Origin of the sequence: Pseudomonas sp. Marseille-Q5115, assembly GCF_916618905.1 — a bacterium.
GTDB lineage: Bacteria > Pseudomonadota > Gammaproteobacteria > Pseudomonadales > Pseudomonadaceae > Aquipseudomonas > Aquipseudomonas japonica_A.
Genome location: NZ_CAKAKI010000001.1, coordinates 4,294,617 through 4,315,864, shown reverse-complemented (window position 1 = coordinate 4,315,864; position 21,248 = coordinate 4,294,617). Strand labels below are relative to the sequence as shown.

Annotated in this window: 26 protein-coding genes; 13 read left to right on the top strand and 13 right to left on the bottom strand. The window is 62.8% G+C overall.

Features of this window, described 5'->3' with window-relative positions; translation table 11 throughout:
• Positions 1 to 228 precede the first annotated feature (228 nt).
• Positions 229 to 1,425 (bottom strand): class I SAM-dependent rRNA methyltransferase, encoded by a 1,197-nt coding sequence (locus LG385_RS19675; RefSeq protein ID WP_181113758.1) that lies wholly within the window; start codon positions 1,423 to 1,425, stop codon positions 229 to 231.
• A gap of 138 nt (positions 1,426 to 1,563) precedes the next feature.
• On the opposite strand from LG385_RS19675, the gene LG385_RS19670 reads away from it, so the two are divergent.
• The 3 genes from LG385_RS19670 (at position 1,564) to LG385_RS19660 (ending at position 3,687) form a co-directional block, all read left to right on the top strand.
• A complete protein-coding gene (locus LG385_RS19670; RefSeq protein ID WP_225775584.1) occupies positions 1,564 to 2,430 on the top strand; it encodes an HDOD domain-containing protein in 867 nt (288 codons plus the stop codon).
• 21 nt (positions 2,431 to 2,451) lie between these two features.
• Positions 2,452 to 3,264, top strand: a complete 813-nt coding sequence (gene mutM, locus LG385_RS19665) for a bifunctional DNA-formamidopyrimidine glycosylase/DNA-(apurinic or apyrimidinic site) lyase (RefSeq protein ID WP_225775583.1) — start codon at positions 2,452 to 2,454, stop codon at positions 3,262 to 3,264.
• Between the two features lie 81 nt (positions 3,265 to 3,345).
• Complete coding sequence (locus LG385_RS19660) at positions 3,346 to 3,687, top strand: multidrug transporter (RefSeq protein WP_181113752.1); 342 nt, start codon at positions 3,346 to 3,348, stop codon at positions 3,685 to 3,687.
• Positions 3,688 to 3,693: 6 nt separating this feature from the next.
• Here LG385_RS19660 and LG385_RS19655 read toward each other — a convergent pair whose 3' ends face one another.
• The 3 genes from LG385_RS19655 to LG385_RS19645 all read right to left on the bottom strand — a co-directional run bounded on the left by LG385_RS19655 (position 3,694) and on the right by LG385_RS19645 (position 4,832).
• On the bottom strand, positions 3,694 to 3,945 hold the full coding sequence (locus LG385_RS19655; RefSeq protein ID WP_181113750.1) for a YfhL family 4Fe-4S dicluster ferredoxin: 252 nt from the start codon (positions 3,943 to 3,945) through the stop codon (positions 3,694 to 3,696).
• A gap of 93 nt (positions 3,946 to 4,038) precedes the next feature.
• The gene (gene coaD / locus LG385_RS19650; protein ID WP_181113748.1) at positions 4,039 to 4,518 is read right to left on the bottom strand and encodes a pantetheine-phosphate adenylyltransferase; all 480 of its coding nucleotides are present in this window, start codon (positions 4,516 to 4,518) and stop codon (positions 4,039 to 4,041) included.
• A gap of 95 nt (positions 4,519 to 4,613) precedes the next feature.
• Complete coding sequence (locus LG385_RS19645; RefSeq protein WP_181113746.1) at positions 4,614 to 4,832, bottom strand: acyl carrier protein; 219 nt, start codon at positions 4,830 to 4,832, stop codon at positions 4,614 to 4,616.
• 186 nt (positions 4,833 to 5,018) lie between these two features.
• On the opposite strand from LG385_RS19645, the gene LG385_RS19640 reads away from it, so the two are divergent.
• Both LG385_RS19640 and LG385_RS19635 read left to right on the top strand, forming a co-directional pair.
• On the top strand, positions 5,019 to 5,723 hold the full coding sequence (locus LG385_RS19640; RefSeq protein ID WP_225775582.1) for a TetR/AcrR family transcriptional regulator: 705 nt from the start codon (positions 5,019 to 5,021) through the stop codon (positions 5,721 to 5,723).
• A gap of 30 nt (positions 5,724 to 5,753) precedes the next feature.
• The gene (locus LG385_RS19635; protein ID WP_225775581.1) at positions 5,754 to 6,629 is read left to right on the top strand and encodes a sulfurtransferase; all 876 of its coding nucleotides are present in this window, start codon (positions 5,754 to 5,756) and stop codon (positions 6,627 to 6,629) included.
• 9 nt (positions 6,630 to 6,638) lie between these two features.
• Here LG385_RS19635 and LG385_RS19630 read toward each other — a convergent pair whose 3' ends face one another.
• From LG385_RS19630 to LG385_RS19615, 4 genes are read right to left on the bottom strand one after another with little or no spacing between them, the layout of a single operon-like run.
• Complete coding sequence (locus LG385_RS19630) at positions 6,639 to 7,625, bottom strand: hydrolase (RefSeq protein ID WP_225776285.1); 987 nt, start codon at positions 7,623 to 7,625, stop codon at positions 6,639 to 6,641.
• Between the two features lie 14 nt (positions 7,626 to 7,639).
• A complete protein-coding gene (gene rsmD, locus LG385_RS19625) occupies positions 7,640 to 8,233 on the bottom strand; it encodes a 16S rRNA (guanine(966)-N(2))-methyltransferase RsmD (RefSeq protein ID WP_225775580.1) in 594 nt (197 codons plus the stop codon).
• A complete protein-coding gene (locus tag LG385_RS19620) occupies positions 8,233 to 9,681 on the bottom strand; it encodes a M16 family metallopeptidase (RefSeq protein ID WP_225775579.1) in 1,449 nt (482 codons plus the stop codon). Before LG385_RS19620 ends, rsmD begins: the two co-directional genes overlap by 1 nt.
• Entirely contained in the window at positions 9,674 to 11,029 is a 1,356-nt protein-coding gene (locus LG385_RS19615; RefSeq protein ID WP_225775578.1) for a M16 family metallopeptidase, read from the bottom strand. The genes LG385_RS19620 and LG385_RS19615 overlap by 8 nt, the downstream gene beginning before the upstream one ends.
• 230 nt (positions 11,030 to 11,259) lie before the next feature.
• On the opposite strand from LG385_RS19615, the gene ftsY reads away from it, so the two are divergent.
• The 4 genes from ftsY (at position 11,260) to rpoH (ending at position 15,309) form a co-directional block, all read left to right on the top strand.
• A complete protein-coding gene (gene ftsY, locus LG385_RS19610) occupies positions 11,260 to 12,657 on the top strand; it encodes a signal recognition particle-docking protein FtsY (protein WP_225775577.1) in 1,398 nt (465 codons plus the stop codon).
• Positions 12,654 to 13,325 carry a cell division ATP-binding protein FtsE gene (ftsE, locus tag LG385_RS19605; RefSeq protein WP_181113731.1) on the top strand — a complete coding sequence of 224 codons (672 nt, stop codon included), beginning with the start codon at positions 12,654 to 12,656 and terminating at the stop codon, positions 13,323 to 13,325. Before ftsY ends, ftsE begins: the two co-directional genes overlap by 4 nt.
• Positions 13,322 to 14,347, top strand: a complete 1,026-nt coding sequence (ftsX, locus tag LG385_RS19600) for a permease-like cell division protein FtsX (RefSeq protein ID WP_225775576.1) — start codon at positions 13,322 to 13,324, stop codon at positions 14,345 to 14,347. The genes ftsE and ftsX overlap by 4 nt, the downstream gene beginning before the upstream one ends.
• 107 nt (positions 14,348 to 14,454) lie before the next feature.
• Positions 14,455 to 15,309: an RNA polymerase sigma factor RpoH gene (gene rpoH, locus LG385_RS19595; RefSeq protein WP_225775575.1), complete on the top strand. Its 855-nt coding sequence runs from the start codon at positions 14,455 to 14,457 to the stop codon at positions 15,307 to 15,309.
• A gap of 63 nt (positions 15,310 to 15,372) precedes the next feature.
• Here rpoH and mtgA read toward each other — a convergent pair whose 3' ends face one another.
• A complete protein-coding gene (gene mtgA / locus LG385_RS19590; RefSeq protein WP_413247336.1) occupies positions 15,373 to 16,128 on the bottom strand; it encodes a monofunctional biosynthetic peptidoglycan transglycosylase in 756 nt (251 codons plus the stop codon).
• A 39-nt stretch (positions 16,129 to 16,167) separates the two neighbouring features.
• Between mtgA and LG385_RS19585 the strand changes: the two genes are divergently transcribed.
• From LG385_RS19585 to trmB, 4 genes are all read left to right on the top strand, one after another.
• Entirely contained in the window at positions 16,168 to 16,539 is a 372-nt protein-coding gene (locus tag LG385_RS19585; protein WP_225775574.1) for a DUF423 domain-containing protein, read from the top strand.
• A 78-nt stretch (positions 16,540 to 16,617) separates the two neighbouring features.
• Positions 16,618 to 16,818 (top strand): sulfur carrier protein ThiS, encoded by a 201-nt coding sequence (thiS, locus tag LG385_RS19580; RefSeq protein ID WP_181113722.1) that lies wholly within the window; start codon positions 16,618 to 16,620, stop codon positions 16,816 to 16,818.
• A 44-nt stretch (positions 16,819 to 16,862) separates the two neighbouring features.
• Positions 16,863 to 17,657, top strand: coding sequence for a thiazole synthase (locus LG385_RS19575; protein ID WP_181113720.1), 795 nt, complete (start codon positions 16,863 to 16,865; stop codon positions 17,655 to 17,657).
• An 8-nt stretch (positions 17,658 to 17,665) separates the two neighbouring features.
• Entirely contained in the window at positions 17,666 to 18,388 is a 723-nt protein-coding gene (gene trmB / locus LG385_RS19570; RefSeq protein WP_225775573.1) for a tRNA (guanosine(46)-N7)-methyltransferase TrmB, read from the top strand.
• 64 nt (positions 18,389 to 18,452) lie between these two features.
• On the opposite strand, the gene LG385_RS19565 is transcribed toward trmB, so the two are convergent.
• The 4 genes from LG385_RS19565 to metW all read right to left on the bottom strand — a co-directional run bounded on the left by LG385_RS19565 (position 18,453) and on the right by metW (position 21,247).
• A complete protein-coding gene (locus LG385_RS19565; RefSeq protein WP_225775572.1) occupies positions 18,453 to 18,776 on the bottom strand; it encodes a DUF3392 family protein in 324 nt (107 codons plus the stop codon).
• 9 nt (positions 18,777 to 18,785) lie between these two features.
• Positions 18,786 to 19,925, bottom strand: a complete 1,140-nt coding sequence (gene hemW, locus LG385_RS19560) for a radical SAM family heme chaperone HemW (RefSeq protein ID WP_181113979.1) — start codon at positions 19,923 to 19,925, stop codon at positions 18,786 to 18,788.
• 5 nt (positions 19,926 to 19,930) lie between these two features.
• Positions 19,931 to 20,527 (bottom strand): RdgB/HAM1 family non-canonical purine NTP pyrophosphatase, encoded by a 597-nt coding sequence (rdgB, locus tag LG385_RS19555; protein ID WP_225775571.1) that lies wholly within the window; start codon positions 20,525 to 20,527, stop codon positions 19,931 to 19,933.
• 99 nt (positions 20,528 to 20,626) lie between these two features.
• Complete coding sequence (metW, locus tag LG385_RS19550; protein WP_225775570.1) at positions 20,627 to 21,247, bottom strand: methionine biosynthesis protein MetW; 621 nt, start codon at positions 21,245 to 21,247, stop codon at positions 20,627 to 20,629.
• Between the last annotated feature and the right edge of the window lies 1 nt (position 21,248).

The window sequence follows — 21,248 nt, the reverse complement described above, 5'->3', positions numbered from 1 at the left end:
TCTGAGCGTAACCTGAAGCGCGGACGGGCAGGTGCGTCGAGTGCCGTAGGAAAGTTCTGGCACAACGGCCAATCTAGCGAAGTCACTGAAGGCAGGCCTCTCGCCCCGAGGCGCCATCACGTGCTTAGTACGACGAATCGTCCACGTCACAAAGGGGGATGGTCGCTGTACGAGGCGAGAGGGCCGGGGTCAGATTCCCAAACTTGAAGGGAAAAGAAACGCCCCGGATCAGCTGTTAGGCAATAGCCGGCAGGTGATGCTCTTGATGTAGCGGGTTTCTGGAATGGCTGGGTGAACCGGGTGGTCCGGGCCCTGGCCACCGCGCTCGAGCAGCTGGATATTACGGTCCAGGTGGCGTGCGCTGGTGAGCAGGATGTTCTGCAGGTCGTCTTCTGGCAGGTGCATCGAGCAGGAAGCGCTCACCAGGATGCCGTCCTTGCTCAGCAAGCGCATGGCCTGTTCGTTCAGGCGGCGGTAAGCGCCTTCACCGTTTTTCAGGTCCTTCTTGCGCTTGATGAACGCAGGTGGGTCCGCCACGATCACATCGAAGCGCTCTTCAGCGGCCTTCAGCTCCTTGAGCGCTTCGAACACGTCCCCTTCCACGCAGGTGACCTTTTCGGCGAAACCATTGAGCGCGGCGTTGCGCTCTACCCCATCGAGCGCAAAGGCCGAGGCGTCTACGCAAAATACTTCGCTGGCGCCGAAGGCACCCGCTTGCACACCCCATCCGCCGATATAGCTGAACAGGTCCAGCACCCGCTTGCCTTTGACGTAGGGCGCCAGGCGCGCACGGTTCATGCGGTGGTCGTAGAACCAGCCGGTTTTCTGCCCTTGCATCACCGGGGCCTCGAACTTCACGCCGTTCTCTTCGAGGGCCACCCACTCCGGCACCACGCCGAACACCGTCTCAACGTAGCGCTGCAGGCCCTCGGCATCCCGCGCCGACGAATCATTCTTGAACAGCACGCCGCTGGGCTTGAGCACCTGGATGAGCGCGGCGAGCACGTCGTCCTTGTGAGCTTCCATGGTGGCCGAGGCCAATTGCACCACCAGCACGTCACCAAAACGATCCACGACCAGCCCGGGCAGCAGGTCGGAATCCCCGTACACCAGACGGTAATAGGGCTTGTCGAACAAACGCTCGCGCAGGGACAGGGCCACGTTAAGACGGTGCACCAGCAGGGACTTGTCCAGGGCCAGGCGCGGGTCCCGCGAGACCAGCCGAGCGCAGATCAGGTTGTTGGGGCTGACCGCGACCACGCCCAGGGGCTTGCCGCCGGCGGCTTCGAGAACCGCCTGGTCGCCAGCCTGAAAGCCGTGCAGTGGCGTTGCGGCAACGTCCACTTCGTTGCTGAACACCCATAGATGACCGGCGCGCAACCGACGGTCGGCGTTGGCTTTGAGGCGAAGGCTGGGCAAAGACATCTAAGTGCTCCGAAGAAATGAGCGCGATTATACCCTGCGCGAAGGTGCCAGGGCCTTCAGCCGATGAAACCATCCAGGCGGTTTCCCCAGCCGGGCAGCCAGGCGGTAGAATTGCGCTATCCCGGAGTATGTCCCCCTATGGCGCAAGCGCTAACCCCCGAACAACTCGAGCAAGCCCTTCAAGGCATCAGCGTCCCCCCGCAACCGCAGATCATGGTCGACCTACAGATGGAGCTGTACATGCCGGCCCCGGACCTTCCGGCCATCGCCCGGCTGATCGCCCAGGATCCGGGGCTGGCCGGTGCTGTGTTGAAGGTCGCCAATTCCCCGCTGTTCAGTGCCGGCGAGGCCTTGGCTTCGGTCCATCAGGCAGTCACCGTATTGGGGCCGCAGGCTGTGGTCGCCCTCATCAATGCCCAGTCGATCAAGGGCGAGATGGCCGACGAGACCATCGTGACGCTCAATCGCTTCTGGGACGATGCGCAAGACGTCGCCACGGCAAGCGCAGCGCTGGCGCGCCACCTGGGCCTGCCTTCACAGGATCAGGCTTACGCGCTAGGGCTGTTTCACGACTGCGGCGTTCCGCTGATGCTCAAGCGGTTCCCTGATTACATGAAGGTGCTCGAAGCCGCGTATGCGGGCGCCAGCGATGGCCAGCGGATCGTGGATACGGAGAACCGTGCGTTCAATACCAACCACGCCGTGGTGGGCTACTTCACCGCTCGCGCCTGGCGTTTGCCCGTGGAGCTCTGCACGGCGATTGCCAACCATCACAATGTGCTTGCGGTGTTGGAAGAAGAGCGCAGCGAGCATACGGCGCTGAAAAACCTGCTGGTGGTGCTGAAAATGGCCGAGCACATCGCTCACTCCCATCAGGTGCTGGGCGGCCAGGCCGAAGATCATGAATGGAACCGCGTCGGTGCGCAGGTGCTCGACTATGTGGGGCTCACCGAATATGAGTTCGACAACCTGCGTGAAACGCTCCGCGAACTGAGCGCCCGTTAACCCTTTTTACCGAGTGGACGCATGCCTGAGCTACCTGAAGTCGAAACCACGCGTCGCGGTATCGCGCCCCATGTCGAAGGCCAACGCGTGGAGCGCGTGGTGGTGCGTGATCGGCGGTTGCGCTGGCCCGTGCCAGACGACCTGGACACGCGGCTATCCGGCCAGCGCATCCTCAGCGTGGACAGGCGGGCCAAATACCTGCTGATCAATGCCGAAGCCGGCACGCTCATCGCGCATCTGGGCATGTCTGGCAACCTGCGACTGGTGCCGGTGGGCCAGGCCCCGCTCAAGCATGAACACGTGGATATCGAACTGGAATCCGGCCTGGCGCTGCGTTACACCGACCCCCGCCGCTTCGGTGCCATGCTCTGGAGCAGCGACCCCCACGCTCATGAGTTGCTCACCCACCTGGGCCCGGAGCCGTTGACCGACGCCTTTGACGGTGATCGGCTGTTCACCTTGTCGCGTGGGCGAAGCGCGGCGGTGAAGCCGTTCATCATGGATAACCAGGTTGTGGTAGGCGTAGGCAACATCTACGCGACCGAGGCGTTGTTTGCCGCAGGCATCGACCCTCGACGCGCCGCCGGGGGGATTTCACGCGGGAGGTACCTCAAGCTTGCCATCGAGATCAAACGCATCCTGGCCTACGCCATCGAGCGGGGAGGGACCACCTTGCGCGACTTCATCGGTGGAGACGGGCAGCCGGGTTATTTTCAGCAGGAGCTGTTCGTGTACGGCCGTGGCGGCGAGTACTGCAAGGTATGCGGGAAGATACTAAGAGAAACACGCCTTGGGCAGCGGGCCAGCGTATATTGCCCGGGATGTCAGAAATAATTCGCCGGCTTACAGCGGGCGCCACGCTGATATAGTGAATTGACCTTGCAGTCGCTTTCCCCGTGGGAAAAAGGAAGCCACATGAAGCCGTTCCGTGCCCTCTCATTTGCCGTTGCACTGGCCATGGCTCTGCCATTCGCGCCGGCCATGGCTCAGTCAACCCAAAGCAATTCCAGTGGCGACCCGGTCTACGACGTGCAGGCACCGCCGGCGTACGCCATGATCGGTGACCTTGTAATCGCTCGGCCGTTGCTGATCGCCGCTACGGTGGTTGGCGCGGGCGTTTTTGTGATTTCGCTACCGTTCACTGCCCTGGGCGGTAACGTTGGGGCAGCAGGCAAGGCCCTGGTGGTAGACCCAGGCAAGGCGGCCTTTGTGCGGTGCCTGGGATGTACGGAAAGCGGCTACAATCGGCAAAACTGATGCCGGTCAGGCATTGCCGGTGATCCGCTGGTACTTGGCCATCAGTTGATCGTGGCTTTCCGGGTTGGCTTCATCCAGTGGGATGCAGTCGACCGGGCATACCTGTTGGCATTGCGGCTCGTCATAGTGGCCTACGCATTGGGTGCACAGGTTCGGATCGATGACGTAGATCTCTTCGCCTTGTGAAATCGCAGCGTTCGGGCACTCAGGTTCGCAGACGTCGCAGTTGATGCAATCGTCGGTGATGATCAGGGACATGAAAACTCCAGCCCGGGCTGGCGCCAGGGCGATCAAGAACAATGCGTGCATTTTGCCCCAATAACCGGCGCCTTGCACGCCGGCATGTCGGGCTCAGCCCTTGAAGCGCTCCTTCAGGGCATCGGCAACGGCAGGGTGCACGAACTTGCTGATGTCCCCGCCAAGCGCCGCGATTTCGCGCACCAGCGTGGAGGAGATGAACGAGTAGCGCTCCGAAGGCGTCAGGAACAGGCTTTCTACGTCCGGTGCCAGTTGCCGGTTCATGTTCGCCAGCTGGAATTCGTATTCGAAATCCGAAACGGCACGCAAGCCGCGCAGCAGCACATTGGCGCCTTGCTCCTTGGCGAACGAGGCCAGCAAGGTAGAGAAACCGACCACTTCGACATTAGGCAGATGGCCGGTCACTTCGCGTGCCAGCGCCACACGCTGCTCCAGCGTGAACAGTGGGTTCTTGCGGGGGCTCGCGGCGACGGCGATCACAACGGTGTCAAACAGGCGGGAGGCCCGCTCGACCAGATCGCCATGGCCCTTGGTAATAGGGTCGAAGGTGCCTGGATACAACACTCGGTTCATCGCGTCGTCCTGAGAGGGAAGCCGTTAGGGACTCGGATGGTAGCGCAGCCACCCGCACACGCGCCAGCCATGGCGCCCATCAGGCACCGAGGACGTCAACAGGCAGTCGCGGCCAATAGCCCTGCCGGCGTGGGATCAGCGTAGAACCGGCGCACGTCTATGCCAGCGCTGTAATGAAGGCTTACTTCATATACCAGCCGCAAAACCTGGATCGAATCGCCACCCAACTCAAAAAAGTTGTCCTGATCGCCCACAACATCAACGTGCAAATGTTTTTTCCACAGGGCGACTACATCATCACGCGATAAATTCATTGCAGCCTCGTTGGCACGGGTGTTGGCTTACGGCTGCCAACGGCCTGTGTGTAACGCTAGTGGTGGCACAGCGCCACGTCAAGCAGAACCGTTGCTATCGTGGGCGCGCCCTGCAAATCCGCACGGCGGCGCATAGCTGTGTCACTATGGATAAAACAATGACAATCGGGCCGGGAGAGCCACACAGTGAAGGCGTCTACGAGAACCCGCGAGCGCATCGCCCGGATAAGCCTCCAATTGTTCAACGAACAAGGCGAGCGCAGCGTGTCCACCAATCACATCGCGGCGGCAGCGGACATTTCTGCGGGTAACCTGTACTACCACTTCAACAACAAACAACAAATCGTTGCCGTGCTTTTCGCCGACTACCAGGCGCGCATCCTGGAGGCGCTGTTGGCGCGCCCACCTGCCGACACTGTTGTAGAGCCCCTGCGGCATTGCGTAACCGTGGTGATCAATGCCATCTGGGATTATCGGTTCATCTACCGAGACCTTGAGCACCTTGTGGAAGTCGATCCCGAACTGGCTGCCCGTCATCGAACCTTTTCGGTGGGCTGCCTGCGCGAGGGGCGTGGCTTGCTTGACCATCTTTGCCAGGCCGGCGTGCTCGACATGAGCGCGGCGGAGCAACAAACCGTAGCGGTCAACGCCTGGCTGATCCTTACGTCCTGGGTGCGCTACCTCCACACCACCTTGCCATCCTCCGCTGCTATTACCCCCGCTGCGGTACGTCGTGGTGCCTGGCAGGCGCTGAGTTTGTTGCAAGCTTATGTAACGGCCCCGGCAGCAGCGTCGTTCGTTGAATTGATGAGCGAATTCAAGGGAGGCGACCGTGTATGCGCTGGCATGAGCGGGCGTAGTGATCGCCCGGAACTTCAGCCAGAACCGTGACTCAATCCTGCATTTCCCAGGGAACCTGCCATGCCCATCGCCCAACTGATTTCGCCCCTGCAACTTCACCAGCGGCTTGAAGAGCCGGGCCTGGTCATTCTTGATTGCCGCGCCTCGCTGGATGACTTGGATTACGGCCGCCGTAGCTACGCCCAAGGGCACATCGAAGGTGCGAGGCTGGCGGACCTGGAGCGCGACCTTAGTGGCAAGGTGGTAAAGGGGGTAACCGGCCGGCATCCGTTACCTAGCCCCGGCCACTTGCTGGAGCGGTTTCAGGCGTGGGGCATCAACGCCAATTCCGATGTGGTGCTTTACGACGACGGCCCAGGTGCCTTCGCCGCGCGGGCGTGGTGGCTGCTCGTATGGTTGGGCAAGCGTAACGGCCTGTATATCCTCGATGGGGGCCTCAAGGCATGGCACGAGGCACGCCTGCCGCTGAGCCTGAACCCACCGCCCACCGAACGTGGGCATCTGAGCGGCAAGCCTGACAGCGAACTGGTGGTCACTGCGCAGCAGTTGCATGAACGGCTGGGCGCAGGCATGACGCTTCTGGATGCCCGCGCTGAGCCCCGCTTCAAGGGTGAGGCCGAGCCAATCGACCCTGTTGCCGGGCATATCCCCGGCGCGCATTGCCTGGACTTCAGCAAAAACTTGCAACCGAGCGGCGCATTCCTGCCGCCCGATCAACTTCGCGAGCGGTTCAAGCCCTATCTGACCCAGGCAGAAAGCGGTGGCCAGGTTGTAGCGTATTGCGGCTCTGGCGTAACCGCGTGCCATAACCTGTTTGCTATGTGCCTGGCGGGCCTGCCATTGGCCAAGCTGTACGCTGGCTCCTGGAGCGAATGGATCACTGATTCCCAGCGGCCGGTCGCAACCGGGCCGGGCAGCAATGACCAGGGGCGTTAGATGCCCAGGCTACCCCAGGCTGGACAGCCATTGTGGAATGCGCCGCTCCAGATAGTATTCGGGGCTCCGCAGGCTGCCTGATACAAACCCTACATGGCCTCCTGCCGCGTGCCGCTCGAACGTGGTACCCGGCGCCAGCTCCTCTGCGGATGGCAAGCTATGGGGAAATACGAAGGGGTCGTCCTCGGCCTGGATCAACAGGCAGGGCCGCTGTATCTCCTTGAGGTAATAGCGGCTCGACGCCTTGCGGTAGTAGTCCTGCGCGCCGTTGAACCCATGCAGCGGCGCGGTGATGCGCCCATCGAAGTCCCAGAACGTACGAATGCCCTCCAGCGGCCCCAGGGCCGAGAGGGCTTCGATATGTTGAACGTGGCCTTCCTGTTCGAAGCGCTGGCGCTTGTGCTTGAGGTAGCCCAGCATCTCCCGCATGAAATGCGCCTGGTAGATTTTCGAAAAGCCCAGCCCTATGCGGTCGGCGCACTGGTCGAGCCGGAAAGGCACCGAAACGGCGGCCCCCGCGCGTAGCGGGCAGGCACTGCCTGTTTCGCCCAGGTATTTGAGCAGGATGTTGCCGCCGAGGGAGTACCCCACGGCATACAAAGGGGCCAGCGGCCGACGGGCCTGCACCAGCTGCACTACTTCGGCCAGATCCTCCGTGGCCCCGGAGTGGTAGCTGCGGGGAAGCAGGTTGGGCTCCCCCGAGCAGCCGCGCCAGTTGAGCGCGACGCTTGCCCAACCCCGTGCTGCCAACGCGCGCTGCAGGCCGAGCACATAAGGGGACTGCGAGGAGCCGGTAAGCCCATGCAGAACCATCACCAACGGCGCGTCTGCCCTGTGAGGCCCATGCCAATCCACATCGATGAAATCGCCATCGGCCAGCCATAGCCGCTCGCGGGTTCGGTCCAGAGGCGGCTGTTTGCGCCACAACGGCCCCCACAACGTTTGCAGATGCGGGTTACCCAAGCCTCTGGCAGGGCGAAACACAGGTGCTGGCATCCCCATGATGACGCTTATCGCCCCTTCGCCCACAGTGCGTAATACACCTGGCCAGCCTGTTTTTCGCGATGAAGGTGCCAGCTTGCCGGCAAGCCGAGCGTGGAAGGCGGTGCTTCGCTTTCGGTGTAGATCCAGGCCTGCTCCGCCAGCCAACCCTTGGCCTCGAGCAGCTCACACACCGGCTGCAGCAAGTTCTGGTGGAAAGGCGGATCAAGGAACACCAGGTCGAACGGGTGGGCCGGCTGGTTTTCGAGATAGCGAACGGCATCGCCCTGAACCAGCTGCCCTACCGGGCATTTGAGTAGGTCGAGGTTTCCTCTAAGGCTTGCGATGGCCACAGCGTTGTTATCGAGCGCCAGCCCCATGGCCGCGCCTCGGGACAGTGCTTCGAGGTACAGCGCGCCGCTGCCGGCGAATGGGTCCAGCACCCGGGCGCCGGCCACATACGGCGCCAGCCAGTTGAATAGTGTTTCGCGAACCCGGTCCGGTGTAGGCCGCAAGCCTGGCCCGTCGGGGAAGGTGACGCGACGGCTGCGCCATTCACCACCGATGATGCGAAGTTGACCCTGGCCGCCATGGGGGCCGGATTTGGCAGGTTGAATAGCCATCAGTGCTCCGGAATACCGAGTGGAGGCTCGGTGGGATGATCGGTTGGAGGGGGCAGGGGATCCTGTGGCAGCGTTGGCCCTGCGGTAATCACAAGCATGTTGTCGGCATCGAGGTGTCGACGCATCGCATCTCTGACCTGCTCGGTAGTGAGCCGCTGGGACTGTGCCATGAAGTCCTCCAGGTACGAGGTGGGCAGGCCGTAGAAGCCCATGCTGCCCAACTGGCCGACAATGCTTGCGTTACTGGCATTGGACAACGGGAAGCTTCCTGCAAGTTCCTTCTTGGCGGCGGCGAGCTCGGCTTCGGTGGGGCCGTCGCGCAGGTAATCGCGAAGCACCTGGCGCACCAGCTCCAGCGTGCCCTGGCTGACCTGGGCGCGCGTTTGCAGGCCGATGGTGAACGGGCCTTTGGCCTGCATGGGCGAGAAGCCCGAGTACACCCCGTAGGAGAGGCCGCGGCGCTCCCGTACTTCGGTCATCAGCCGGGTGCCGAAGCCGCCGCCGCCAAGGATCTGGTTGCCCATGGTGAGCGCGGCGTAGTCGGGATCGCTGCGTTCGATACCCAGCTGCCCAATCAGCAGATGGGTCTGCTTGGAAGGGAATTCGATATGGCGAGTGACTGCCGCAGGTGGCTTTGCCGGTTGAACAGGGGCAAGCGCCGGGCCCTTGGGTAGCGCCTGGGATACCTGCTCGGCCAGTGCTTCGGCCTGGGAACGGTCGAGGTCGCCCACCAGCGCGATCACCGCGTTCCCTGCTGCGTAGGCACGCTTGTGGAACGCACGCATCTGTTCGACCGTGATGGCCTTGATGGCACTCGCATTGCCTTCGCTGTCATGCGCGTAGGGGTGGGCCCCGTAAAGCGCGGCCATGAACGCCTCGTTCGCCAGGTGGCCCGGGTTCTGTTTCTGGTACTCGAAACCGGCAAGCAGCTGATTCTTGATCCGGGCCACGGAGGCGGCGGGGAACGTGGGATGGCCGAGCACTTCGCTGAACAGTGCCATGGCCGGCTCGCGTTTGGCCGGCTCTACCAGGCTGCGAAGGCTCGCCACGGCCATATCCCGATACGAGCCATTGCCGAAGTCTGCACCCAGCCCTTCGAAGCCGCGTGCGATGGCGTCGACGTCCTTGCCTGCCACCCCTTCGTTGAGCATGGCGTTGGTCATCAGCGCCAGGCCAGGAGAGCGCTCATCCCGGGCGCTGCCGGCTGCAAAGGTAACCCTCAGGTCAAACATGGGCAGCTCGTGCGCTTCAACGAACAGCACGCGCGCGCCGGCTTTTGTAACCCAGCGCTGAACGTTCAGCTGCCGGTAGGCCGGCGTGGCGGCCTCGGCGCTGGCAAGGGTGGCCAGGTGTGGGGCAGTCGAGGGTTGCTCGTCGGCATGAAGCGAAGCGCTTGCGCCGAGCGAGAGCGCGATGAGAAGGGCCGCGAACGGGCGATGGTCAGTCATGTGGCGCTGCCTCCGGCAATACATGGGCAACCGTAAGGCGGCTGTGGGTGAAGTACGTGCGCGCGGCTTGCTGGATGTCTTGAGGCGTAACCTGGTTCAGCGCGTCCATTTCGGTGTCGAGCAGCGTCCATGGCAAGCCGACGGTTTCCAGCTGCCCGATGGCGGTTGCCTGGGCAGTGATCGAATCCCTGTCGTAAACCAGCCCCGCGACATATTGCGCGCGTACCCGCTCTAGTTCTTCCGCGGAGGGCGGTGTGCGCTTGAGGTCATCGAGCAGCCCCCACAACGCTTTTTCCGCGTCCGCGAGCGTTTTGTGTTTTTCGGCGTTCGGTGTGGCCGAGAGGGTGAACAGGCTGTCGCCGCGCTCATAAGCGTCATAGCTGGCCGATGAGCCGGACACCACTTCCGCGCCTCGCTCCAGCCGGGAGGCCATGCGCGCGCTGTAGCCGCCGTCGAGCAAGGCGACGGTCAGGCGCAAGGCCTGAACACTGCGCGGGTCCGCCGCCGTTGCCGCGCCCGGCACGTTGAAGGCCATCAGCAGGCTGGGCAACTGAGTGCGTACCGGTAGCGTGAGCCTTCGTTCACCGGGCTCGGCCAGCTCCACCGGCCGCTTGGCAACAGGGATGGGCCGCTGGGGAATGCCGCCGAAGAAACGCTCCGCCAGTGCCTTGACCTCGTCGGGTTGCACATCGCCAACCACCACCAACGTGGCGTTGTTCGGCGCATACCAGGTGTGATACCAGTCGCGCGCGTCCTGAACCGTCACACGCTGAAGGTCGGCCATCCAGCCGATGGTGGGCGTGCGGTAACTGCTGGAAGGGTAGGCTGCGGCTTTGAACAGCTCGAACGCTTTCTGCGAGGGCTTGTCATCGGTGCGCAGCCGCCGCTCCTCCTTGATGACTTCGATTTCCCGCGTGAACTCTGCTTCCGGCAGGGCGAGGGTGGCCATGCGGTCGGCTTCCATTTCCAGGGCGACCGGCAACCTGTCACGGGCGAGCACCTGGTAAAAAGCGGTGTAATCGTCGCTGGTGAACGCGTTTTCCTCGGCGCCGAGGTCGCGCAGTACCCGCGACGCCTCGCCCGGGCCCAGTTTGCTGCTGCCCTTGAACATCATGTGCTCAAGTACGTGGGACAGGCCGGTCTGGCCCGGCCCTTCGTAGCTGGAGCCCACCTTGTACCAGAGCTGGGAAACCACTACCGGCGCGCGATGATCCTCGCGTACGACCACCTTCAGCCCATTGGCCAGTACGTATTCATGGGTAGGTTGCGCGGCCAGCGCTGTGGCGGCCATGGAGTAGCAGGCCAGGCCTGCCAGGAGCCCGGCGAGGCGGCGAGAGAGAGCGGTCATGTGATTATGGAACCTGTACGAATGCCCCCTTGCCTTAGCGTCGGCGGGCGAGGAGGTGCTAGGATACTGATCCGCCCGGCTGACGGCCACGCCTGTGGCCGCATTCGTCAGCCGTTATCGGCTCCAGATGTTGCACGAACCCGTCGGGCAAAAAAGGGTCTGTTCTGCGACCTTCGGATTTCCAGAAGCGCCCCGGCTGGCGCTTCGCTACTTTGAGATAGCCGCCTTCCATGTTTGGTTCCAGTGACGATAAGAAGACCCCGGCCCCGGCCGGCGAGAAAAAAGGCCTGTTCGGCTGGCTGCGGAAAAAGCCGCAGGAGCCCGCTGTTCAGGAGCCTGAGGCGCCCCTCGAGCCGGAAACTCCCGCTCCCGCGCCCACCGCTGCAGAAACTACCGCCGAGCGCGCTGTAGAGCTGGCGCCTGAGCCGGTGTTGGCACCGGAGCCTGCACCCGAGCGCGAGCCCGAGCCCAGCCTGGCGCCACCGCCGGCGCTGGAGCTGCCGGTGCCCGAGGAGCCCGTTGGCATCCGGCCGGAGCCCGACCCGGCTCCGCTGCCGCCACCTACCGCTGCGCAAGCCGTTCAGGCGGCTCACGCCGTGGCTGCCAACGAGCCCGCTCCGGTGGAAGAGCCCGTTACGGTAGCCGCGCCGGAGGCCGAGCCCGCCGTTCCGGCTCAAGTGACTGAGCCTGTTGCAAAGGCCGGCTTCTTTGCGCGCCTCAAGCAGGGGTTGAGCAAGACCAGCGCCAGCATCGGCGAGGGGATGGCCAGCCTGTTCCTGGGCAAGAAAGCCATCGACGACGACCTGCTCGATGAGATCGAAACCCGCTTGCTTACGGCCGACGTAGGCGTAGAAGCGACATCGGTGATCATCCGCAACCTCACCCAGAAGGTTGCCCGCAAGCAGCTGACCGATGCCCAGGCGCTGTACAAGTCGTTGCAGGGCGAACTTGCCGACATGCTTCGCCCTGTGGAGCAGCCACTGGTGATCGACAAGCAGCAGTCACCCTTCGTTATCCTGGTGGTGGGTGTGAACGGCGCGGGCAAGACCACTACCATCGGCAAGCTTGCCGCGCGCTTCCAGCGCGAAGGTAAAAAGGTGATGCTGGCAGCGGGCGATACCTTCCGCGCTGCCGCTGTAGAGCAGCTGCAGGTGTGGGGTGATCGCAACAACGTGCCGGTTATCGCGCAGCACACGGGCGCCGATTCCGCCTCTGTGATCTTCGACGCGGTCCAGGCGGCAAAGGCCCGCGGCATCGACGTGCTGATCGCCGACACCGCAGGGCGGCTGCACACCAAGGACAACCTCATGGAGGAGCTGAAAAAGGTACGCCGTGTGATCGGCAAGCTGGACGAAGCCGCTCCTCATGAAGTGTTGCTGGTGCTCGATGCCGGTACCGGGCAGAACGCGATCAACCAGGCCAAGCACTTCAACCAGTCGGTGGCGCTTACCGGCCTGGCGCTGACCAAGCTGGACGGTACAGCCAAGGGCGGTGTCATCTTCGCGCTGGCCAAGCAATTCGCCTTGCCCATTCGCTACATCGGCGTAGGCGAGGGCATCGACGACCTGCGTGCGTTCGAAGCCGAACCGTTCGTTCAAGCCCTGTTTGCCGAGCGTGACCACTCATGATCCGCTTCGAACAGGTCGGCAAGCGCTATGCGAATGGCCACGTAGGCCTGCATGAGCTGAGCTTTCGCGTGCGGCGCGGCGAGTTTCTTTTCGTCACGGGGCACTCCGGTGCGGGTAAAAGCACGCTTTTGCGTTTGCTGCTGGCCATGGAGCGCCCCACCAGCGGCAAGCTGCTGTTGGCCGGGCAGGACCTCGGCCAGATAAGCAATGCCCAGATCCCGTTCCTGCGTCGGCAGATCGGCGTGGTATTCCAGAACCACCAGCTGCTGTTCGATCGTACGGTGTTCAACAACATCGCCCTTCCGTTGCAGATTCTGGGGCTGTCCAAGGCCGAGATCGCCAAGCGGGTGGATGCCGCCCTGGATCGCGTATCGCTTGGCGACAAGGGTGATCTGTATCCCGGCGACCTGTCCACGGGCCAGCAACAGCGAGTGGGTATTGCCCGGGCGATCGTTCACAAGCCAGCCCTGCTACTGGCGGACGAGCCCACGGGTAACCTCGACCCACGGCTGGCGGCGGAAATCATGGGCGTGTTCGAAGACATCAATCGGCTGGGCACCAGCGTGCTTATTGCCAGCCATGACCTTGCGCTTATCGCTCGCATGCGTCATCGCATGCTTACACTGCAGCGTGGCCGGTTGATCGGTGACGGGGAGGCTGGCCAATGAGTGCGACACGTAGCCCGAAGGTGTCCGATCGAGTGGCACCAAAGCCTGCAGAGGCGGCACCTAAAAAACCGCGGCGCAACGACGATGACGATGGGCCGGACTTCAGCACCCTGTTCCGGGCGTGGCTTGAAAGCCATCGCGCCAGCTTGGCTGATAGCCTGAAGCGCCTGGGCCGGCACCCGATCGGCAGCCTGTTCACCTGCCTGGTGATGGCTGTAGCGCTCAGCCTGCCTATGGGCTTGTCCTTGCTGCTCAAGAATGTGGAGCGCCTGGGCGGCTCATGGCAGCGCGCGGCGCAGATTTCTCTGTATATGCGCATGGAAGCCGGCAGCCGGGAAGGCGACGCGTTGGTCGAACAGGCTAAGGCGCTGGCCGGCGTAGCGGAAGCCGAATTCATCAGTCGCGAGAAGGGCCTGGATGCCTTCCAGCAGCAGTCAGGCCTGGGTGAAGCCATCAGGGAGCTTCCGGACAACCCGCTGCCGGGCGTTGTGGTGGTAACCCCGCGAGAAGTCGACAAACCGGCCCTGGAAGCGCTGCGCGAGCAGTTGTCACAGTTGCCCAACGTGGAGCAGGCGCAGCTGGATCTGGTATGGGTCGAACGCCTCGCGGCCATTCTCAAACTGGGGGACCGTTTCGTCTTCGGCCTGGCAGTGCTGTTGATCTCGGCGTTGCTGCTGGTGATCGGCAATACCATTCGGTTGCATATCGAGAACCGCCGGAACGAGATCGAGGTCATAAAGCTGGTCGGTGGCACCGATGCCTATGTGCGTCGCCCCTTCCTTTATATGGGTGCCCTCTATGGCTTGGGCGCGGGTGTGCTGGCCTGGGCGGTACTAGCCTTCGGCCTGGATTGGCTCAACGGCGCGGTGGTCAACCTTGCGGGGCTCTATGGTAGCGATTTCGCACTGGGCGGGGTCCCGGGCTCGGACGGTTTGTCCCTCTTGCTTGGAGCGGTATTGTTAGGGTATATCGGTGCGTGGATTGCAGTGGCGAGGCACCTCAGGGAGCTGGCGCCACGATAACCACATTTTTGGCGCCAGGGAACGCGCACCCGGAACTCATCCCGGGCAGTGCGGTCTATTGGGGTCGGCGCTCACAAGGCGCACATCTGTTTGTCGGAGGTTTTTGAATGACCACTTCATTGCAACCTGCGTATACGCTGGTCCCGGGGGCAAACCTCGAGGCCTACGTACATGCGGTGAACAGCATCTCGCTGCTGACACCGGAGCGGGAGCGCGAACTGGCCGAAAAGCTCTACTACGATCAGGATCTCGACGCAGCGCGGGAGATGGTACTTGCCCACCTGCGCTTCGTGGTGCACATCGCACGCAGCTATTCCGGCTACGGGTTGGCCCAGGCCGACCTCATCCAGGAAGGTAACGTTGGCCTGATGAAGGCCGTCAAGCGCTTCAACCCTGAAATGGGCGTGCGCCTCGTGTCCTTTGCCGTGCACTGGATCAAGGCGGAGATTCACGAATTCATCCTGCGCAACTGGCGCATCGTCAAGGTGGCTACCACCAAGGCGCAGCGCAAACTGTTCTTCAACTTGCGCAGCCAGAAAAAACGCCTGGCCTGGCTCAACAACGACGAAGTACACCGTGTGGCCGAGAGCCTGGGCGTTGAGCCACGCGAAGTGCGGGAAATGGAAAGCCGCCTGACCGGGCAGGACATGGCGTTCGATCCGGCGGCGGAGGCGGATGACGACAGCGCGTTCCATTCGCCTGCCAATTACCTTGAAGATCACCGTTACGATCCAGCGCGTCAGCTCGAAGACGCAGACTGGGCGGACAGTTCCACCAGCAACCTGCATGAGGCGCTGGAAGTACTGGATGAGCGCAGCCGCGACATCCTTTACCAGCGTTGGCTGGCTGAAGAGAAAGCCACGCTGCACGAGCTTGCCGCCAAGTACAACGTGTCGGCCGAACGTATTCGGCAGCTGGAAAAGAACGCGATGACCAAGCTCAAGGGCGCTATCGCCGCTTGATGCCCGGGCCTGGCCCCGCCACGTCAGGCGGGGTCGGCCATCCTCTGATAGCGTCAGTCGATGTCAATCCGCCCACGGCGCCGACCGGGCTTTGCTCAGGTTCGCCAGGTAATCGCTCCCACCCAATTGGCTCATCTGCTGGCGAATCCACGCTGCCCTTCTCAGCACATAGGGGCTAGGGCGTGCCGCGCTCCATTCCCGGGGTGCGGGCAATACCGCCGCCAGCAGGCTGGCCTGTTGCCGGGATAGATTGGCAGCACTGGTATTGAAATGGTGCCGCGCCGCTGCTTCCGCGCCGAATACCCCGTCATCCCATTCGGCGCTGTTGAGGTATACCTCAAGTATCCGTTGCTTGGGCCAAAGTACTTCGATCAGCACGGTAAACCAGGCTTCCAGGCCCTTGCGCAAATAGCTGCGCCCCGACCACAGAAAGAGGTTCTTGGACACCTGCTGGCTGAGCGTACTGGCGCCGCGGAGCGAACCGCCCCGTTCGTTATGAGTGAACGCAGCGCGGATCGCGGGGAGGTCGAACCCCCAATGGAATGGAAACTTCTGATCCTCGCCGGCAATGACCGCCACCTTGAGGTCGTCTGGCAAGGCGTCCCAGCCGCGCCAGGAGCGTTGCAGGTCAATCGGTTGCCCATCGACCCAGGATTGCACCTTGCGCTCCACCATCAACGCGGTACCCGGTGGTGGTACCCAGCGCAACACCAGCACCAATGCCGCGCTGCCAATGGCGAACCACATCAGGAAGCGCCGAATGCGCTGCAGTAGAGTACCTAGCATAGTGAGCTTGGCCCGGCCGTGAGAGCGGGCCATTATACAGGCCCTGACGCTGTCGATCCGGACGGAGCTTTCATGTTGCGCAGTTTCCTGATGCTAGCCGCATTCTTTGGCTTCACTGGCGTAGCCCTTGGCGCATTCGCCGCCCACGGTCTCAAGGGCAGGCTTTCCCCGGACTACATGGCTATCTTCCAGACCGGGGTGCAATATCAACTGGTCCATGCGTTGGCGCTGCTGGGCGTTGCCGTGCTCGCAAACCTGTTGCCGGGGCGCCTTGTCGCCTGGGCAGGGCTGCTGTTTTGCCTCGGCATCGTATTGTTTTCGGGGAGCCTTTACGCGCTCACCCTCAGCGGTGTAGCGCGCCTGGGCATCATTACGCCCTTCGGTGGCCTGGCATTCCTGGCGGGCTGGGCGTGCCTGGGGCTTGCCGCTTGGCGCCTGGGCTGACGCGCGCGGTCGCAGGCGCCTTGGTCGGCGTGCGTGATCGGGCTAGAATGCACGCCCCACTTTTCGATGGCGCCCCACATGCGCATTCAGTTGAACGGAGACACCTTCGAGCTGCCTGACGGCGAAACCGTCGCTGGCCTGCTGGCTCGCATGGAACTGGCCGGGCGTCGTGTCGCGGTCGAACTGAACCTGGACATCGTCCCCCGTGGCGAGCATGCCAGCACGCCGCTTAAAGAAGGCGACCAGGTAGAAGTGGTGCAGGCCATCGGCGGCGGTTAGGCGCCCCGTACCTGCAGCGCGTCTACCATCTACGAGGATCACCCATGAGCACATCCCGCAGCGACAAGCCGTTCGTTCTGGCAGGCCGTACCTATCAGTCCCGCCTGCTGGTAGGTACCGGTAAATACCGTGACCTGGAAGAAACCCGGCTGGCCATCGAAGCCTCTGGCGCCGAGATCGTCACGGTAGCGGTTCGGCGTACCAATATCGGCCAGAACCCGGGCGAACCCAACCTACTGGACGTACTGCCGCCGGATCGCTACACCATCCTGCCGAACACCGCCGGTTGCTACGATGCCACCGAAGCTGTGCGCACCTGCCGCCTGGCGCGGGAACTGCTCGATGGCCATAAGTTGGTGAAGCTCGAAGTGCTGGCCGACCAGAAAACCCTTTTCCCCAACGTGATTGAAACCCTCAAGGCCGCTGAAGTGCTGGTCAAGGAAGGTTTTGACGTGATGGTGTACACCAGTGATGACCCGATCATCGCCCGCCAGCTGGCTGAAATCGGCTGCATTGCAGTGATGCCGCTCGCAGGCTTGATCGGTACTGGCCTGGGCATCTGCAACCCGTACAACCTGCAGATCATCCTGGAAGAGGCCAAGGTACCAGTGTTGGTCGACGCGGGTGTGGGCACAGCCTCGGACGCCACCATTGCCATGGAGCTGGGCTGTGAAGCCGTGCTGATGAATTCGGCGATTGCCCATGCACAGCACCCCGTACAAATGGCGGAAGCCATGAAACACGCGATCATCGCCGGCCGCTTGGCCTGGCTGGCCGGTCGCATGCCGAAAAAACTCTATGCCAGCGCCTCTTCGCCGCTGGATGGCCTGATCAAGTAAGAGCCTTCATGACTGATTCGAACACTACCCCGGCTGATGCCGAGGGCACCCCGGCGCACCACCGCACCATCAAAAGCTTCGTGATGCGTGCCGGGCGCATGACCGAAGGGCAGCAGCGTGGCCTCGACCAAGGCGGGCCGCTGTTCATCCTGCCGCTGGCTGACGCTGCGGTCGACTTCGACAAGGTATTCGGCCGTGTTGCGCCGCGTACGCTGGAGATCGGTTTCGGCATGGGCCATTCCTTGCTGGAGATGGCCGCAGCAGCGCCTGAGCAGGACTTCATCGGCGTCGAGGTTCACCGCCCGGGCGTGGGTGCGCTGCTCAATGGTGTGCTGGGCCAGGGGCTGAGCAACGTTCGGGTATTCGACTGCGACGCGATCGAGGTGCTCAAGCGCTGCGTGGCCGATGCCAGCCTCGATCGCCTGCTGTTGTTCTTCCCCGACCCTTGGCACAAAAGCCGCCACCACAAGCGCCGAATCGTGCAGCCGGCTTTCGCCGAGCTGGTGCGCAGCAAGCTCAAGCTCGGCGGCGTGCTGCATATGGCGACGGATTGGGAAGCCTATGCCGACCACATGCTTGAGGTGATGAACGCAGCGCCCGGCTACCGCAACCAGGCCAGCGACGGCCGCTGGGTAGAGCGCCCGGGCGAGCGCCCGGTGACCAAGTTCGAACGCCGCGGCGAACGGCTGGGCCATGGCGTGTGGGACCTGAAGTTCGAGCGGGTGGAATAACCCTTCGAGTCACTGTAGGAGGGGTCGAAGACCCCGAACTGGCTTGGCCCCACAGTACCTGCTGCTACTTTTTGTCGGCTACCACGCCAATCAACACCAGCACCACAAGCAGCACGGGTGCCAGGCTGTAGTTGTTGAACTGCTGCAGCCCCTTGAGCACCCACGGCGTGACATAGATGAGCGCCGCGCCGCTGCCTACCATGCAGGCCAATGCCATGGCCGGTATGCGCAATATCCCGCCCATGCTGCCGACTTTCTGTTCGCCCCAGGCCTTTACCTGGGCGCCGAACAGCACGAGCACGCAGCCGACCAGGGCCAGGGCGATTTCCGAGAGGTTGCCTCGGCACCAGCGTGACATCGTTGAAAGCAGATCCAGAAGCATGTCCATCCGGGGTCCTCAAGTCAAAAACAGTTGCAGAAGATCATTCAGGAACAGCTGGCCCCGTTCCGTCGCCGCCAGCCGCTCCGGTTCGACGCGTAACAGGCCTTTTTGTTCGGCGGCGCGGCGGCCTTCTTCCAGCGCAGCCAGCGGCAACCCGGTGCGCTCGGGAAAGAGCGCCGCAGGTACGCCCTCGGTCAACCGCAGGGCATTCATCAGAAATTCGAACGGCAACTCTTCGGGTGCCAAAACCTTTTCGCCCGCCAGATACGGCTTGGCAAGGTTCAGGTAGTCCTTGGGCAACCGGGTTTTCCAGGTGCGTCGCACACTGCCGTCCGCGCCGGTGAGCTTGCCATGGGCGCCAGCGCCGATGCCGATGAAGTCACCGAAGCTCCAGTAATTGAGGTTGTGCCGTGCGGGGCGCCCGGGGCGAGCGTAGGCCGAGACTTCGTATTGAGCAAAGCCTGCGCTGGCCAGCAACGCCTGGCCGGCCTCCTGGATGTCCCAGAGAATGTCGTCTTCGGGCAGCTGTGGCGGCTGATTCCAGAACACCGTGTTGGGTTCGAGCGTGAGCTGATACCAGGACAAGTGCGTGGGCGCCAAAGCGATGGCTTGGCGCAAATCGTCCAATGCTTCCTCCTGGCTCTGGCCGGGCAAGCCGTGCATCAGGTCCAGGTTGAAGTTATCAAAGCCGGCCCGGCGCGCCATCTCGGCGGCCCGCAGTGCTTCATCTCCGCTATGTATACGGCCCAGCGCCTCGAGCTTGTCAGCCTGGAAGCTTTGAATGCCGATCGACAGGCGATTGATGCCCAGTTTGCGGTAGGCAACGAATTTATCCTGCTCGAACGTGCCGGGATTCGCCTCCAGGGTGATTTCCACGTCCGGCGCCATCGGGATCCGGGCGCGCAAGCCTTCCAGCAATCGCCCGAGCGCCGCCGCACTAAACAGGCTGGGCGTGCCGCCACCGAAGAAGATGGAAGTCAGGGGGCGCCCCAGCGCAGCGGGCAGGTCGCGGTCGAAGTCGTCCAGCAGCGCGCTGACGTAGGCGTCCTCGGGCAGCTCTGGCCCGGCTGCGTGCGAATTGAAATCGCAGTAAGGGCATTTGCGTACGCACCACGGGATGTGGATATACAGCGCCAGCGGTGGCAGCTCGATCATGGGTTTCACGCAAGGCCCAGGCGCTGGCGAAGCAGGGCCATCGCCCGGGCGCGGTGGCTGATCCGGTTTTTCTCTTCAGGCGAAAGTTCGGCGCTGGAGCAGTCGCGCTCCGGTACCCAGAACAGAGGGTCGTAACCGAAGCCGTTGGCACCGCTGGCGGTAGGCAGAATGCGCCCCTGCCACAGGCCTTCGCAAAGGATAGGCAGTGGGTCATCGGCATGACGCACCAGGGCCAGCACGCACACGAACTGCGCGCCACGCTCGGCTTCAGGTACCCCTTCAAGGGCAGACAGCAACTTGGCGTTGTTCGCCGCATCGCCTTGGCCATCGGCATACCGCGCTGAATAAATGCCTGGCGCGCCGCCGAGGTAATCTACCGCCAGCCCGGAGTCGTCCGCCAAAGCGGGCAGCCCTGAAAGACGCGACGCATTGCGAGCCTTTAGAATCGCGTTCTCGACAAAGGACAGCCCGGTTTCTTCCGGTTCGACCTGGCTGAATTCGCCTACCGAGCGCAGCTGAACGCTGCTACCCAACATGGCCTGAAGTTCTTTGAGTTTGCCGGCGTTGTGGCTGGCAAGTACCAACTGAGTGATGTTCATCATAAATAGATAGCTGCTTGATAAGCGGCCGGCGCCCAAGCGCCGGAAATAGCGGGAGCATGCCCCGGGGTGGCCGTGGCGGCAAGCGCATCGGCCGGGCGGTCACACGGCCATGTGTTCCGGGCGCAGCTGAGGGCTGCTGACACGATAGATACCGATCTCGCCCAGCAAGTTGGGCCACAGGCGGCTGGCCCAGCCATGGCGGTGCAGGCGGTCGACGGCCAGGCGGTCGAGCACCTGTGCGTCGCGCTCGCGGCACAAGTTCTCGAAGTCTTCGAAGGTGCAGAAGTGGATGTTCGGAGTGTTGTACCACGTGTAGGGCAGGAACTCCGACACCGGCATGCGGCCTTTGGTGGCCAGGTACCAGCGGCACCGCCAGTGGCCGAAATTAGGGAACGTGATGATGCATTGCCGGCCAACCCGCAGCATTTCTTCAAGGATACGGTCGGGGTACTCGACCGCCTGCAAGGCTTGCGTCATCACCACCACATCGAAACTGTTGCTGGCGAAGTTGCCCAGCCCCTTGTCCACGTTCTGCTCGACAACGTTCACGCCCTTGCGCACGCATTCATTGATGTTGCCCGGGTCGATTTCCAGGCCGTAGCCGGTCACGCCCTTGTGGTCGCGTAACCATGCGAGCAACTCCCCGTTGCCGCAGCCCAGGTCGAGTACCCGGCTGCCGGCCGGTATCCATTCCTGGATGATTTCCAGATCGGCTCTCATG

Bases quoted from the DNA above. Each gene is read 5' to 3' on its own strand.
- LG385_RS19635 (WP_225775581.1), top strand. From the start codon at position 5,754: ATGCCCATCGCCCAACTGATTTCGCCCCTGCAACTTCACCAGCGGCTT.
- rdgB (WP_225775571.1), bottom strand. From the start codon at position 20,527: ATGATGAACATCACTCAGTTGGTACTTGCCAGCCACAACGCCGGCAAA.
- rpoH (WP_225775575.1), top strand. From the start codon at position 14,455: ATGACCACTTCATTGCAACCTGCGTATACGCTGGTCCCGGGGGCAAAC.
- LG385_RS19655 (WP_181113750.1), bottom strand. From the start codon at position 3,945: ATGTCCCTGATCATCACCGACGATTGCATCAACTGCGACGTCTGCGAA.
- mtgA (WP_413247336.1), bottom strand. From the start codon at position 16,128: ATGGCCCGCTCTCACGGCCGGGCCAAGCTCACTATGCTAGGTACTCTA.
- LG385_RS19675 (WP_181113758.1), bottom strand. From the start codon at position 1,425: ATGTCTTTGCCCAGCCTTCGCCTCAAAGCCAACGCCGACCGTCGGTTG.
- LG385_RS19615 (WP_225775578.1), bottom strand. From the start codon at position 11,029: ATGACCGCTCTCTCTCGCCGCCTCGCCGGGCTCCTGGCAGGCCTGGCC.
- thiS (WP_181113722.1), top strand. From the start codon at position 16,618: ATGCGCATTCAGTTGAACGGAGACACCTTCGAGCTGCCTGACGGCGAA.
- LG385_RS19645 (WP_181113746.1), bottom strand. From the start codon at position 4,832: ATGAATTTATCGCGTGATGATGTAGTCGCCCTGTGGAAAAAACATTTG.
- LG385_RS19585 (WP_225775574.1), top strand. From the start codon at position 16,168: ATGTTGCGCAGTTTCCTGATGCTAGCCGCATTCTTTGGCTTCACTGGC.
- ftsX (WP_225775576.1), top strand. From the start codon at position 13,322: ATGAGTGCGACACGTAGCCCGAAGGTGTCCGATCGAGTGGCACCAAAG.
- trmB (WP_225775573.1), top strand. From the start codon at position 17,666: ATGACTGATTCGAACACTACCCCGGCTGATGCCGAGGGCACCCCGGCG.
- rsmD (WP_225775580.1), bottom strand. From the start codon at position 8,233: ATGGCTATTCAACCTGCCAAATCCGGCCCCCATGGCGGCCAGGGTCAA.
- LG385_RS19575 (WP_181113720.1), top strand. From the start codon at position 16,863: ATGAGCACATCCCGCAGCGACAAGCCGTTCGTTCTGGCAGGCCGTACC.
- ftsE (WP_181113731.1), top strand. From the start codon at position 12,654: ATGATCCGCTTCGAACAGGTCGGCAAGCGCTATGCGAATGGCCACGTA.
- LG385_RS19620 (WP_225775579.1), bottom strand. From the start codon at position 9,681: ATGACTGACCATCGCCCGTTCGCGGCCCTTCTCATCGCGCTCTCGCTC.
- LG385_RS19565 (WP_225775572.1), bottom strand. From the start codon at position 18,776: ATGGACATGCTTCTGGATCTGCTTTCAACGATGTCACGCTGGTGCCGA.
- mutM (WP_225775583.1), top strand. From the start codon at position 2,452: ATGCCTGAGCTACCTGAAGTCGAAACCACGCGTCGCGGTATCGCGCCC.
- ftsY (WP_225775577.1), top strand. From the start codon at position 11,260: ATGTTTGGTTCCAGTGACGATAAGAAGACCCCGGCCCCGGCCGGCGAG.
- LG385_RS19660 (WP_181113752.1), top strand. From the start codon at position 3,346: ATGAAGCCGTTCCGTGCCCTCTCATTTGCCGTTGCACTGGCCATGGCT.
- LG385_RS19670 (WP_225775584.1), top strand. From the start codon at position 1,564: ATGGCGCAAGCGCTAACCCCCGAACAACTCGAGCAAGCCCTTCAAGGC.
- coaD (WP_181113748.1), bottom strand. From the start codon at position 4,518: ATGAACCGAGTGTTGTATCCAGGCACCTTCGACCCTATTACCAAGGGC.
- metW (WP_225775570.1), bottom strand. From the start codon at position 21,247: ATGAGAGCCGATCTGGAAATCATCCAGGAATGGATACCGGCCGGCAGC.
- LG385_RS19630 (WP_225776285.1), bottom strand. From the start codon at position 7,625: ATGCCAGCACCTGTGTTTCGCCCTGCCAGAGGCTTGGGTAACCCGCAT.
- hemW (WP_181113979.1), bottom strand. From the start codon at position 19,925: ATGATCGAGCTGCCACCGCTGGCGCTGTATATCCACATCCCGTGGTGC.